Raw genomic sequence first — 12031 nt, forward strand, 5'->3', positions numbered from 1 at the left:
AAGATGCGCATGTGGAAGTCTTTCGGCTTTGTCGCCACGCTCACTGCGGGCATCGCGCTGGCCTCGGCGGCCAGCGCCCGCGACCTGAACGTCGTGTCCTGGGGCGGCGCCTATCAGGAGGCGCAGAAGAAGGTCTATTTCGAGCCGTTCAAGAAGGCCGCCGGCCTGCCGATGAACGACGAGTCGTGGGACGGCGGCATCGGCGTGCTGCGCGCCAAGGTCCAGGGCGGCAACGTCACCTGGGACGTCGTGCAGGTGGAGAGCGAGGAGCTGGCGCTGGGCTGCGAGGAAGGCCTGTTCGAGCAGCTCCAGTACGCCAAGATCGGCGGCGAGCAGGCGTACCTGCCGGAGACGGTCAACCCCTGCGGCGTCGGCGCGATCGTCTATGACTTCGTGCTCGGCTACGACAAGGACAAGCTGAAGGACGCGCCGAAGAGCTGGGCCGACTTCTTCGACACCAAGAAGTACCCGGGCAAGCGCGGCCTGCGCCAGGGCCCGAAGACCACGCTGGAGATCGCGCTGATGGCCGACGGCGTGGCCCCGAAGGACGTCTACAAGGTGCTCGGCACCGACCAGGGCGTCGAGCGCGCCTTCAAGAAGCTCGACACCATCAAGAACGACCTGGTGTGGTGGAAGGCCGGCGCGCAGCCGCCGCAGCTGCTGGCGTCCGGCGAGGTGGCGATGACCTCGGTCTACAACGGCCGCATCGACGCCGCCAACAAGGCGGAGAAGAAGAACTTCGGCATGGTGTGGAATGGTGCCCTCTACACCATCGACAGCTGGGTGATCCTGAAGGGCAGCCCGAACCAGGAGGCTGCCTACAAGTTCCTCGACTTCGTCGGCAAGGCCGAGAACCAGGCCAAGCTGCCGCAGCACATCGCCTACGGCACGTCCAACAAGGGCGCCGCCGCCAAGGTGGACAAGGCGCTGCTGACCGACCTGCCGACCGCGCCGCAGAACCTCGCCAACGCGATCGAGATCAACACCAGCTTCTGGCTGGAGAACATCGACCGCCTGACCGAGCGCTTCAACAAGTGGGCGGCGAAGTAACGCGCGAAGCGGAGTGAGACCCTCTCCCGTCCCGGGAGAGGGTGGCCGCGCAGCGGCCGGGTGAGGGTAAGGCCAAGGATCCTTGCAGTTACCCTCACCCTCCCGCCCTACGGGCGGGCCCCTCCCTCTCCCGGGACGGGAGAGGGGTTTTAGGCGAGGGAGATTTCTTTATGGCCGCATTCGTCGCCACCGGGGCGGAAATCCCGCTGAAGCGCCGGCTTCGCCGGGCCGAGCGGACGCGGCAGCTGAAGGCGCTGGGCCTCGTGGTGCCGCTGCTCGCCTTCCTGCTGTTCACCTTCCTGGTGCCCATCGGCGGCATGCTGTGGCGCAGCGTCGATGACTGGGAGGTCGGCAAGGCCCTGCCGCAGACCGTCGTCGCGCTGAAGGCCTGGGACGGCAAGGACCTGCCAAGCGAGGCGGCCTACGCGGCGCTCGCCTCCGACATCCGCCGCGCCACCGCCGACCGCACGCTGGCGGTGGCGGCCAAGCGGCTGAACTACGTGGTCAACGGCTACCGCACGCTGCTGACCAAGACCGGCCGCGCGCTCAAGGAGCAGCCGGCCGCCGGCGAGGCGAAGGCCGCCCTGACCGGCATCGACCCGGCCTGGGGTGAGCGCGCCACCTGGTCGGCCATCAAGGGCGCCGGCGGGCCGGTCACCGACTATTACCTGCTGGCGGCGCTCGACATGCAGCGCAACCTCGACGGCTCCATCGTCTCGGCGCCGGAGGAGCAATCGATCTACCAGGGCATCTTCCTGCGCACCTTCGGCATCGGCCTGGGCGTGACGCTGACCTGCCTGATCCTGGGCTTTCCGGTCGCCTACCTGCTGGCCTCGCTGCCGCCGAAGCAGTCGAACATGCTGATGATCTTCGTGCTGCTGCCGTTCTGGACGTCGCTGCTGGTGCGCACCTGCGCCTGGATCGTGCTGCTGCAGGACCAGGGGCTGATCAACGACGGGCTGCGCTGGCTGGGCATCCTCGACCATCCCGTCCGGCTGATCTTCAACCGCACCGGCGTCTTCATCGCCATGACGCACGTGCTGCTGCCCTTCATGATCCTGCCGCTGTACAGCGTGATGAAGGCGATCTCGCCGGCCTACATGCGCGCCGCGGCCAGCCTGGGCGCGCCGCCGGCCGTCGCCTTCGTGCGGATCTACCTGCCGCAGACGCTGCCGGGCATCGGCGCGGGCGGGTTGCTCGTCTTCATCCTGGCCATCGGCTACTACATCACGCCGGCGCTGGTCGGCGGGGCCGGCGACCAGATGATCAGCTACTTCATCGCCTTCTATACCACCGAGACGGTCAACTGGGGCCTGGCGTCGGCGCTGGGCGCGGTGCTGCTGTCCGCCACGCTGGTGCTGGCCGTCGTCTACGGAAAGCTGGTGCACGGCACCGCGACCACCGGAGGGGTCAAGAATTGAGCGACAACCACGCCCCCCGCACGCTCAGCCAACGGCTGGGCTGGACCGGAACCATCGTCGCTGCGACGCTGGTGTTCGTCTTCCTGATGGCGCCGATCATCGCCATCGTGCCGCTGTCCTTCAGCTCGTCCACCTACCTGACCTACCCGCTGCCCGGCGTGTCGATGCGCTGGTACCAGGACCTGTTCACCTCCGACAAGTGGATGCTGTCGGTGAAGAACAGCTTCATCATCGGCATCGCCTCCACCGTGCTGTCGATGATCCTCGGCACGCTGGCGGCGCTCGGGCTGGCGTCGTGGAAGAGCCGGTTGAAGTCGCTGGTGATGGCCATCGTGCTGTCGCCGATGGTGGTGCCGGTGGTGATCACCGCGGTCGGCGTCTACTTCTTCTTTGCACCCCTGGGGCTGACCGGCAACTACGCCGGCCTGATCCTGGCGCACACGGCGCTGGCCACCCCCTTCGTCGTCATCACCGTCAGCGCGACGCTGCAGAGCTTCGACACCAACCTGTCGCGCGCCGCCGCGTCGCTGGGGGCGCCGCCGTTGCTGACCTTCTTCAAGGTGGTGCTGCCGCTGATCCTGCCGGGCGTGGCGTCGGGCGCGCTGTTCGCCTTCGCGACCTCGTTCGACGAGGTGGTGACGGTGCTGTTCCTCGCCGGGCCGGAGCAGCGCACGCTGCCGCGCGAGATGTTCGCCGGCATCCGCGAGAACATCTCGCCCACCATCACCGCCGCGGCGGTGATCCTCACCATCTTCTCGGTGGCGCTGCTGTCCTGCCTGGAGTGGCTGCGGCGGCGCGGCGAGAAGCTGAAGGCGGCGGTGCACTGAGGGGAGGGCGCGCGGTGATCCTGATCGGCCAGTACGATTCCCCCTTCGTGCGCCGCGTCGGCGTGGCGCTGCGCCTGTACGGGCTGCCGTTCGAGCACCGCCCCTGGTCGACCTTCGCCGACGCCGAGCGGGTGGCGCGGTACAACCCGCTGCGCCGGGTGCCGACGCTGGTGCTCGACGACGGCGAGGCGCTGATCGAGAGCGGCGCGATCCTCGACCACCTGGACGAGCTGGTCGGTCCGGAAAGGGCGCTGATCGCCCGCGGCGGGCCGGAGCGGCGCCGAGCCTTGAAGGTCTGCGCGCTGGGCACCGGGCTGGCCGACAAGGCGGTCAGCCTGTTCTACGAGCGCGCCCTGCACACCGAGACTTCGGATACCTGGACGCAACGCTGCGCCACGCAGATCGCCGGCGTCCTCGACGTGCTGGAGGCCGACCGCGCGGCTCGGTCCACGCCCTGGTGGTTCGGCGGGAGCATCGGCCACGCCGACATCGCCGTCGGCTGCGCGCTGCGCTTCACGGGCGAGGCGCACCCGGGCGTGTTCGACGTGGCGCGCTGGCCGGCCCTGGCCGGCCATTCCGCGCGCTGCGAGGCGCTGGAGCCGTTCCGCGAGATCCAGCAGGCGTTCGCGCCGCCAAGCGGCTGATTCAGCGCGTTGCGCCGGGCCAGAGCGCCAGCAGGCTGCTGGTGACGGTGTGGCCGTGCCGCTTCGCCCAGACGACGGCGGGCGCGGCCAGCGAGCCCATCGAGCAGGCGCCGGCCATGGTCGCCACGATGACCGGGACGGCGACGGCGGTGCTGGCCGCTCCCACCCCGGTCGCCGCCAGCGCGACGCCGCCGGCGGTGATCGTGGCGAAGCCCGCGGCGGCGGCGGCCGTCACGCACCCGACGCTGGCCATCTCGGCGTCGCTCATCGGCTCCTCGACCTGCGCGCGGGCCGGCGCCGCCACGGCGAGCGCGCCGCACACCAGCACGACCGCGCCGATCCGAAGAACCCTGTCCATGTCGATGCCCGCCGCTGTCGCCACCGCTGCGCCCAAGCATGCCACAAGCGGGACGGGAGGGGGCGAGGTTTTCCGTCCAGCCCGCACGTCCCCTTTCTCGTCATTCCCGCGAAGGCGGGGATGACGGGGTGTGGTGGTTCAGGCGCTGTGGGAGGGGTGTTCGCACACAGCAAAAAGGCCACGCCGTGCGGCGTGGCCCCGATTGCGTGTCGGCCGGTGCGATCCGCGTCAGGCGACGGAGAGTACGTCCAGGCAGACGTTGGCCGGCGCGGGCAGGCGGATGCGGTAGAGCGCGCCCAGCTGGTCCACGGTGACGGAGGTCTGCGGCGACTTGGCGGTCAGGTCGGTGATCGCGGCGCGGACGTTGCGCGGCAGAGTCTCCATCTCGACCTCGCGGTACGAGCCCTTGTCCGACAGCATAACGGTGACGTTGGCCATTGCGGCGCCTTGCACATGCGGTTGTTGCAGTGGCGCGCACCCTGCGCCGACATTGTTAACAAGACCCTAACCGTAAGTCATATGAACAATTGCCGGTGCTCAATTACAGATAGGGCGGCGTGCAGGCGCTGACGATCTCGCATTCCTCGTCGCCGAGGTTGCGGAAGCGGTGCGGAATCCGGCTGTCGAACAGGTAAGCGTCGCCGGGACCAAGGATTTCCTTGCGCTCACCGACGGTCAGCTCGATCTGCCCGCGCAGCACGATGCCCCCTTCCTCGGACTCGTGCTGGAGCATGCTGCGCCCGGTGTCGGCGCCCGGCGCATAGCGCTCATGCAGCACCTGCAGGTTCCGGCCGCGCAGGTCGCCGACCTGCCGGAACGACACCTGGCCGATGCGGCCGCTCAGCATGCTCGACAGCTCGATCAGCTCCTCCTTCTTGAAGAAGATCTGCTCCTGCGGCGGCAGGTCGGTGGAGAAGAACTCCGCCAGCGTCATTGGGATGCCCTGCAGCACCTTGCGCATCGAGGAGATCGACGGGCTGCAGCGGTTCTGCTCGATCAGGGAAATGGTGCCGTTGGTCACCCCGGCCCGCTGCGCCAGCTGGCGCTGCGACAGTCCGTTCAGCTCGCGCACCTGCTTCAGGCGCGCGCCGACGTCGAAATCCATCAAGGCCGGCTCCCGGCTTAGCCACAACTCTCCATATTAGGACATAGCCGAATCGCCGCACCGCGTCACCAGAAACTGTCATCAGAAACTCGACACGCTGTGTGGGGTTGTTTAACTTCTTAAACACGGTTAGGCTTCGTCCGACACCCCAACCATTCGCACGGTCCGCCCCATGCCCGCCCTGAAAGACGCGTCCCTGCTGCGCACCCAGGCCTACATCAACGGCGCCTGGACCGCCGGCCACGCCCGCAAGACCTTCCCCGTGTACAACCCGGCGACCGGCGCCGAGCTGGCCCAGGTGGCCGACCTGGGCGCCGAGGAGACGCGGGCCGCGATCCGCGCCGCCGCCGACGCCTGGCCGGCGTGGCGCTCCAAGACCGCCAAGGAGCGCGCGGTCATCCTGCGCCGCTGGTTCGAGCTGATCATGGCGAACCAGGAGGACCTGGCCGTCCTGATGACCGCCGAGCAGGGCAAGCCGCTCACCGAGGCGCGCGGCGAGGTCGCCTACGGCGCCTCCTTCATCGAGTGGTTCGCCGAGGAGGGCAAGCGGGTCTACGGCGACGTCATCCCGACGCACAAGCACGGCACGCGACTCGTCGTGCTGAAGGAGCCGATCGGCGTGGTGGCCGCCATCACGCCGTGGAACTTCCCCAACGCCATGATCACCCGCAAGGTCGCCCCGGCGCTGGCCGCCGGCTGCCCTGTCGTGATCAAGCCGGCCGAGGACACGCCGCTGTCCGCCCTGGCGCTGGCCGAGCTGGCGGACCGCGCCGGCATCCCGGCGGGCATCGTGAACATCGTCACCGGCTCCGACCCCGTCGCCATCGGCGGCGAGCTGACCGGGTCGCCGCTGGTGCGCAAGCTGTCCTTCACCGGCTCGACCGAGGTCGGCAAGATCCTGATGCGGCAGTCGGCCGACACCGTGAAGAAGGTGTCGCTGGAGCTGGGCGGCAACGCGCCGTTCATCGTCTTCGACGACGCCGACCTGGACGCGGCGGTGGTCGGCGCCATGGCGTCGAAGTACCGCAACTCCGGCCAGACCTGCGTGTGCGCGAATCGTATTCTTGTGCAGAGCAGCGTCTACGACGCCTTCGCCGAGAAGCTCGCCAAGGCGGCGCAGGGCATCAAGGTCGGCAACGGCCTGGAGGCCGGCATCACCCAGGGCCCGATGATCAACGCCGCCGGCGTGGCCAAGGTCGAGGAGCTGCTGGGCGACGCGCTGGCCAAGGGGGCCAAGGTGTTGACCGGCGGCAAGCGCCACGCGGCCGGCGAGCTGTTCTTCGAGCCGACCGTGCTGACCGGCATCACCACCGAGATGCGCGTCGCCCGCGAGGAGATCTTCGGGCCGGTGGCGCCGCTGTTCCGCTTCGAGACCGAGGCCGACGCCATCCGCATGGCCAACGACACCGAGTTCGGCCTCGCCGCCTATTTCTACAGCCGCGACATCGGTCGCGTCTGGCGCGTCGCCGAGGGGCTGGAGTACGGCATCGTCGGCATCAACGAGGGCATCATCTCCAACGAGGTGGCGCCGTTCGGCGGCGTCAAGGAAAGCGGCATCGGCCGCGAGGGCTCCAAGTACGGCATCGAGGACTTCCTCGAGATCAAGTACCTGTGCATGGGGCTGTGATCGTTTCTTTCGTCATCCCCGCGAAAGCGGGGATCCATGGCTTCCGACGACGCGCCTGAACCGGCTGGATCCCCGCCTTCGCGGGGATGACGGCCGAAGACGGCGCGGGAGTCGAACAAAGAGGGGTTCAGGGGAAATGAGCAACCAGTCGCTTCACGCCCGCCGCGACGCCGCCGTTCCGCGCGGCATCTCGGCGATGCTGCCGGTCTACGTCGAGCGCGCCGAGAACGCCGAGATGTGGGACGTCGAGGGCCGCCGCTTCATCGACTTCGCCGGCGGCATCGCCGTGCTGAACACCGGCCACCGCCACCCGAAGGTGGTCGAGGCGGTGAAGAAGCAGCTCGACAGCTTCACCCACACCTGCGCCATGGTCACGCCGTACGAGTCCTTCGTGGCGCTGGCCGAGCGGCTGAACACCCTGACGCCGGGCAGCCACGCCAAGAAGACCGCCTTCTTCACCACCGGCGCCGAAGCGGTGGAGAACGCCGTCAAGGTGGCGCGCGCCTACACCGGCCGCCCGGCGGTGATCGCCTTCGCCGGCGGCTTCCACGGCCGCACGCTGATGGCGATGGCGCTGACCGGGAAGGTGGCGCCGTACAAGACCGGCTTCGGGCCGTTCCCCAGCGACGTCTACCACGTGCCGTTCCCCAACGCGTACCGCGGCATCTCGGTGCAGGAGAGCCTCAAGGCGCTGGACACCCTGTTCAAGACGGACGTCGAGCCCAGCCGCGTCGCCGCCATCTTCATCGAGCCGGTGCAGGGCGAGGGCGGCTTCAACGTCGCGCCGCCGGAGCTGCTGGCCGAGCTGCGCCGCATCTGCGACCAGCACGGCATCCTGCTGGTGGTGGACGAGATCCAGACCGGTTTCGCCCGCACCGGCAAGATGTTCGCGGTCGAGCACGCCGGCGTCGTCCCCGACCTGATCACCATGGCCAAGAGCCTGGCCGGCGGCTTCCCGCTGTCGGCGCTGACCGGCCGCGCCGAGATGATGGACGCGCCGGTGGTCGGCGGCCTGGGCGGCACCTACGCCGGCAACCCGCTGGCCACCACCGCGGCGCTCGCCGTCCTCGACGTCATCGAGGAGGAGAAGCTGGTCGAGCGCTCCGTCACGCTTGGCAAGCGCATCACCGACCGCTTCGAGGCGATGGCCAAGCGCAACACGCTGAACGTCATCGGCGACATCCGCGGCCTGGGCGCCATGGTGGCGATGGAGCTGGTCAAGGACCGCACCACCAAGGAGCCGGCGGCGGAGCTGACCAAGGCGCTGGTGATGAAGGCGGCGGACAAGGGCCTCGTGCTGCTGTCCTGCGGCACCTACGGCAACGTCATCCGCATCCTGGTGCCGCTCACCGCGTCCGACGCGCTGGTGGACGAGGGCCTGGACATCATCGAGACGGCGCTGGAGGAACTGGTCGCCGTCTGACGAGGGGCGACCTCCTGACGCGCGACATTTTGCCCCCTTGTCATACGCAAAAGAGCTTAATGCAAAGGCCGCGCTAATCGTTCAGTGTCTCGACGGCAGCTCGCGTCCGCGCGGGCACGCTTCAGGACCTTGTCAGGCACGACTGATGGGCCGCCGGAGGGCAATCCGGCGGCCCGTTTTTTTTGGCAGCGCGCTGGTTGGTCAGCCCGGCCGGCCGTCGGCGCGCGGGCCGGTCAGGACCGGTACGTAGACCCACAGGAACAGCGCGAAGCCCAGCGTCCACAGCGCCCCCGCGGAGTGCAGCACCGGCGTCCAGGCGCCGTCCGGCAGCATGGGCAGCAGCGTGCGCGCCGTGGCGCCCAGCAGCACCAGGGCGTAGGCCGCCACCGTGGTGCGCGACACCACGATCATGCGGCCGGTGTGGCCGAGCGCGGCGCGGCTCATCACCGCCAGGACCATCGTGGTGAAGGCGCCGGCGGTCAGCGCGTGCAGCCACGCCCGGCCGAGCGGCAGCCCGAAGGCGTACTCCAGCCCCTTCAGCGCCAGCGCCACCGGGATCCAGGCGTAGCCGACGTGCAGGATCCACAGCACCGGTTGCGACAGCGTGTGCAGCCCCTTCCAGCGCGACACCCGCACGCCGTGCGCCACGGCCGCGGCCAGCGCCAGCGCGCCGGTGGCGACGCTGCCCGGCAGCAGCAGGTCGGCCGGGATCAGCAGCGCGGTCAGCACCAGCACCGCGCGCTCCAGGTGGGGCAGGGGGGTGATGACGAGCGTCGGCTCCTTCTGGCGCAGCGCGTTCTGCGTGAAGCTCGGCACGATGCGGCCGGCGATCACCGTGACCATCTGCAGCACGATGCCGATCGCCAGCGCGATGCCCAGCTGCGCGGTCGCCTGGGTGACGCCCAGCCACTCCAGCCGGAACAGCGCGTTGGCGAGCGTGAGCAGCCCCAGCAGCGCCAGGAAGGCGGTGTTGCGCGCCTTGCCCGCCTTGATCAGGGGGGCTGCCACCAGGGACCCCAGCGCCGGCAGGAAGGCGAGGTCGATCAGCGCCGCCGGCACGGAATCGGCCAGCGCCGGCAGCGAGGCGACGCGCCCGGCGAGGTACAGCGCCACCAGCGCCATCAGCGGCTTGCCCTTGACCGCCACCGACCCGGTCCAGCTGGGGATCGCGGTCAGCAGGAAGCCGGCGATGGCCGCGACGGCGAAGCCGTAGAGCATCTCGTGCGCGTGCCAGCCCGACGGCGGAATGCTGCCGCCCAGGCCGAACGCCCCGGTGGCGACGCACACCCACAGCGGGACCAGCGCCGCGGCGGACAGGCCCGCCAGCAGGAAGAAGGGACGGAACCCGTAGGAGAACAGCACCGGCGGTGCCTTCACCCGCTGCTCATCGAAGACGTTCGTGCTCATGGGGACTCTCCTGAACTCAGCCGCACATGCCGCCGCAGCACGAACCGCCGCGGCGGGCGAGCAGGCGCTCGAAGGCGAGGCGGTACATGCCCGGCGGCGGCACCACGCCCTGCATCAGGTCCAGCACCTCGTCCCGGGTGGTGCCCGGCGGGCAGTCGGTGACCTCGACGATCAGCGCGCCGTCCGGCGTCGGGCCGGGCTCGGAGCCCGCCGGGGCGGCGACGACGCTGCCGCCGCGCTCGATGCGCACGCTATGCGACGTCGCATCGGCGGCGCCGGCCGGCTTGGAGATGCGCACGCGCCACTCCTCGGGGCCGCGCTCCAGGTACTCCCAGTCGAAACCGTCGCCGAAGTGCATCTGCAACTGCATGTGCAGCGGGCGCGGGTCGTGGTCGTTGACCAGCGTGAAGGACTGGCCGGCGTTCAGCCGCTGCACCGCCTGGAAGATCAGCGGGTGGCGCTCGTAGGGCGGGATGGACTGGACGTCGATGATGGTCTCGCCAGCCTGGAGGGTGGTCTGCATGGGGGGCCGCTGCGCTCTCGGTTGCGGGAAGGATGCCCCCAGGGGTACCGTGGCGCCATCGAGGCGTCTTTGTTCCAGCACAAACTCGCCGCCAACCGCCGGAGCCCCCATGGCCGGTCCTCGCGCCCCCGATCCCGCCGTGCTGCACGGCATGCGGCTGTTCGCCGGGCTGGAGGCGGCCGACCTCGCCGAGGTGATCCGCTTCGCCCAGACCCGCCGCGTGGCGAAGGGCGCCACCGCCTTCAAGCAGGGCGACCCCGCCGACACCTGCCACGCGCTGATCGACGGCCGCATCAAGATGGTGCAGACCGGCGCCGACGGGCAGCAGGTGGTGGTGCGCTTCATCGGCCCCGGCGAGACCTTCGGCACCGTCGCCACCTTCTCCGGCGTAAGCTTCCCGGTGGACGCCGTCGCCATGGCCGACTGCGTCGAGGTCACCTGGACGAACGCCGCCATGACCGACCTGATGCAGCGCCACCCGCGCATCGCGCTGAACGCGCTGGGCATCGTCGGCGCGCGGCTGCAGGAGGTGCAGAACCGCCTGCGCGAGGTCTCCACCGAGCGTGTCGAGCGCCGCGTCGCGCATGCGCTGCTGCGCCTCGTGCGGCAGGCCGGACGGCGGGTGGAGGGCGGGGTGGAGATCTCCTTCCCGCTGACCCGCCAGGACGTGGCGGAGATGACCGGCACCACGCTGCACACCGTCAGCCGCATCCTCAGCGCCTGGGAGGCGCAGGGCCTCGTCGAGAGCAGCCGGCAGCAGGTGATGATCCGCCAGCCGCACCGCCTCGTCGCCATCGCCGAGGACATGCCGGCGCCCGACGACGAGTCCGCCTGAGCCGAATTTGCGCCCGCGCAAAGACCGCACCTGCGCTGCGGATTAGGGTCGCGCCATGATGACCGATCCGCACGATCCCGCCGCGACGCACCTGATCGCCGAGGTGCCCATCGGCGACGTCCTGGCACGCTGGCCGCAGACGCTCGCCGTCTTCCTGCACCGGCGCATGGCCTGCCCCGGCTGCGCCATGGCCCCCTTCATGACGGTGGCCGAGGCCGCCGCCTGCTACGGCGTGCCGCCCGCCGAGCTGGTGGCCGAGCTGCGGCGCGCCATCGACGGCGACGCCCCCGCCGGCCCCTTCCCGCCGCCGCTGCCGCACCGCCGCGTGGTTCCCGCGGAGTGACGAAGCGTCCCGCTGCCCTGTTGCCGTTCCCGTGACCACTGGGAGGGGCGCATGGATCGGGACTTGGTGAAGCGTGTCGCCGACGCGCTGGGCGATGTGCGGCTGTACGAGAAGCACCACACCGGCGAGATGATCGCCATGCGCCTGCGCGACCTGCTGGCCGACCTGCCGGGCTTCGGCCCGGAGGAGGTGGACGGCAAGCTGGCCGAGCTGGCGAAGGCCGCGGTGGCGGCGTGCGGGGAGGGAAGGGTGTGACCTCGAAAGTGGCGCTGCGTATTTTCGTTTAAGGTTCGCTTTTGTCGCATTGAAGCGCGTTTGGCGCGCGCATACATTCATGCGAAATCGAACCAACGGGAGCGGCGTCCATGGCGCCCGTCTACGACCTGGCCATCATCGGCGGCGGCATCAACGGCTGCGGCATCGCGCGCGACGCGGCGGGGCGGGGCGCCTCGGTCTTCCTGTGCGAGC

The 12031-nt window shown here is 69.9% G+C and carries 15 protein-coding genes; 10 read left to right on the forward strand and 5 right to left on the reverse strand.

Annotation, left to right across the window (positions count from 1 at the left end; genetic code table 11):
- The first annotated feature begins 9 nt into the window (after positions 1 to 9).
- The 4 genes from TSO221_RS21420 (at position 10) to TSO221_RS21435 (ending at position 3942) form a co-directional block, all read left to right on the forward strand.
- Positions 10 to 1050, forward strand: a complete 1041-nt coding sequence (locus tag TSO221_RS21420; protein ID WP_199229558.1) for an ABC transporter substrate-binding protein — start codon at positions 10 to 12, stop codon at positions 1048 to 1050.
- Positions 1051 to 1220: 170 nt separating this feature from the next.
- Entirely contained in the window at positions 1221 to 2471 is a 1251-nt protein-coding gene (locus TSO221_RS21425; RefSeq protein ID WP_109120555.1) for an ABC transporter permease, read from the forward strand.
- A complete protein-coding gene (locus TSO221_RS21430; protein WP_199229559.1) occupies positions 2468 to 3298 on the forward strand; it encodes an ABC transporter permease in 831 nt (276 codons plus the stop codon). The genes TSO221_RS21425 and TSO221_RS21430 overlap by 4 nt, the downstream gene beginning before the upstream one ends.
- Before the next feature lie 14 nt (positions 3299 to 3312).
- Positions 3313 to 3942, forward strand: a complete 630-nt coding sequence (locus TSO221_RS21435; protein ID WP_109120556.1) for a glutathione S-transferase family protein — start codon at positions 3313 to 3315, stop codon at positions 3940 to 3942.
- Between the two features lies 1 nt (position 3943).
- Here TSO221_RS21435 and TSO221_RS21440 read toward each other — a convergent pair whose 3' ends face one another.
- The 3 genes from TSO221_RS21440 to TSO221_RS21450 form a co-directional block, all read right to left on the reverse strand.
- Positions 3944 to 4300, reverse strand: a complete 357-nt coding sequence (locus TSO221_RS21440) for a hypothetical protein (protein WP_146208864.1) — start codon at positions 4298 to 4300, stop codon at positions 3944 to 3946.
- A 228-nt stretch (positions 4301 to 4528) separates the two neighbouring features.
- On the reverse strand, positions 4529 to 4738 hold the full coding sequence (locus TSO221_RS21445; RefSeq protein WP_109120558.1) for a hypothetical protein: 210 nt from the start codon (positions 4736 to 4738) through the stop codon (positions 4529 to 4531).
- 103 nt (positions 4739 to 4841) lie between these two features.
- The gene (locus tag TSO221_RS21450) at positions 4842 to 5405 is read right to left on the reverse strand and encodes a cupin domain-containing protein (RefSeq protein WP_109120559.1); all 564 of its coding nucleotides are present in this window, start codon (positions 5403 to 5405) and stop codon (positions 4842 to 4844) included.
- 172 nt (positions 5406 to 5577) lie between these two features.
- Here TSO221_RS21450 and TSO221_RS21455 point away from each other — a divergent pair, with 172 nt between their 5' ends.
- Entirely contained in the window at positions 5578 to 7032 is a 1455-nt protein-coding gene (locus TSO221_RS21455) for an NAD-dependent succinate-semialdehyde dehydrogenase (RefSeq protein WP_109120560.1), read from the forward strand.
- Between the two features lie 136 nt (positions 7033 to 7168).
- Positions 7169 to 8455 carry a 4-aminobutyrate--2-oxoglutarate transaminase gene (gabT, locus tag TSO221_RS21460; protein ID WP_109120561.1) on the forward strand — a complete coding sequence of 429 codons (1287 nt, stop codon included), beginning with the start codon at positions 7169 to 7171 and terminating at the stop codon, positions 8453 to 8455.
- A 201-nt stretch (positions 8456 to 8656) separates the two neighbouring features.
- On the opposite strand, the gene TSO221_RS21465 is transcribed toward gabT, so the two are convergent.
- Both TSO221_RS21465 and TSO221_RS21470 read right to left on the reverse strand, forming a co-directional pair.
- Positions 8657 to 9862 carry an NnrS family protein gene (locus TSO221_RS21465; protein WP_109120562.1) on the reverse strand — a complete coding sequence of 402 codons (1206 nt, stop codon included), beginning with the start codon at positions 9860 to 9862 and terminating at the stop codon, positions 8657 to 8659.
- 16 nt (positions 9863 to 9878) lie between these two features.
- The gene (locus tag TSO221_RS21470) at positions 9879 to 10385 is read right to left on the reverse strand and encodes a DUF2249 domain-containing protein (RefSeq protein WP_109120563.1); all 507 of its coding nucleotides are present in this window, start codon (positions 10383 to 10385) and stop codon (positions 9879 to 9881) included.
- A gap of 109 nt (positions 10386 to 10494) precedes the next feature.
- On the opposite strand from TSO221_RS21470, the gene TSO221_RS21475 reads away from it, so the two are divergent.
- From TSO221_RS21475 to TSO221_RS36505, 4 genes are all read left to right on the forward strand, one after another.
- Positions 10495 to 11220, forward strand: coding sequence for a Crp/Fnr family transcriptional regulator (locus TSO221_RS21475; RefSeq protein WP_109120564.1), 726 nt, complete (start codon positions 10495 to 10497; stop codon positions 11218 to 11220).
- A gap of 55 nt (positions 11221 to 11275) precedes the next feature.
- Positions 11276 to 11563: a DUF1858 domain-containing protein gene (locus TSO221_RS21480; RefSeq protein WP_199229560.1), complete on the forward strand. Its 288-nt coding sequence runs from the start codon at positions 11276 to 11278 to the stop codon at positions 11561 to 11563.
- 51 nt (positions 11564 to 11614) lie between these two features.
- On the forward strand, positions 11615 to 11818 hold the full coding sequence (locus TSO221_RS21485; protein WP_109120565.1) for a hypothetical protein: 204 nt from the start codon (positions 11615 to 11617) through the stop codon (positions 11816 to 11818).
- 110 nt (positions 11819 to 11928) lie between these two features.
- A partial coding sequence (locus TSO221_RS36505; protein ID WP_146208865.1) for an FAD-dependent oxidoreductase occupies positions 11929 to 12031 on the forward strand: 103 nt, incomplete at its 3' end.

The sequence above is a fragment of the Azospirillum sp. TSO22-1 genome (assembly GCF_003116015.1).
Classification (GTDB): Bacteria; Pseudomonadota; Alphaproteobacteria; order Azospirillales; family Azospirillaceae; genus Azospirillum.

Coding starts and splice junctions, on each gene's coding strand:
- TSO221_RS21475 (WP_109120564.1), top strand. CDS start 10,495: ATGGCCGGTCCTCGCGCCCCCGATCCCGCCGTGCTGCACGGCATGCGG.
- TSO221_RS21485 (WP_109120565.1), top strand. CDS start 11,615: ATGGATCGGGACTTGGTGAAGCGTGTCGCCGACGCGCTGGGCGATGTG.
- gabT (WP_109120561.1), top strand. CDS start 7,169: ATGAGCAACCAGTCGCTTCACGCCCGCCGCGACGCCGCCGTTCCGCGC.
- TSO221_RS21480 (WP_199229560.1), top strand. CDS start 11,276: ATGATGACCGATCCGCACGATCCCGCCGCGACGCACCTGATCGCCGAG.
- TSO221_RS21470 (WP_109120563.1), bottom strand. CDS start 10,385: ATGCAGACCACCCTCCAGGCTGGCGAGACCATCATCGACGTCCAGTCC.
- TSO221_RS21450 (WP_109120559.1), bottom strand. CDS start 5,405: ATGGATTTCGACGTCGGCGCGCGCCTGAAGCAGGTGCGCGAGCTGAAC.
- TSO221_RS21465 (WP_109120562.1), bottom strand. CDS start 9,862: ATGAGCACGAACGTCTTCGATGAGCAGCGGGTGAAGGCACCGCCGGTG.
- TSO221_RS21440 (WP_146208864.1), bottom strand. CDS start 4,300: ATGGACAGGGTTCTTCGGATCGGCGCGGTCGTGCTGGTGTGCGGCGCG.
- TSO221_RS21420 (WP_199229558.1), top strand. CDS start 10: ATGTGGAAGTCTTTCGGCTTTGTCGCCACGCTCACTGCGGGCATCGCG.
- TSO221_RS21425 (WP_109120555.1), top strand. CDS start 1,221: ATGGCCGCATTCGTCGCCACCGGGGCGGAAATCCCGCTGAAGCGCCGG.
- TSO221_RS21455 (WP_109120560.1), top strand. CDS start 5,578: ATGCCCGCCCTGAAAGACGCGTCCCTGCTGCGCACCCAGGCCTACATC.
- TSO221_RS21445 (WP_109120558.1), bottom strand. CDS start 4,738: ATGGCCAACGTCACCGTTATGCTGTCGGACAAGGGCTCGTACCGCGAG.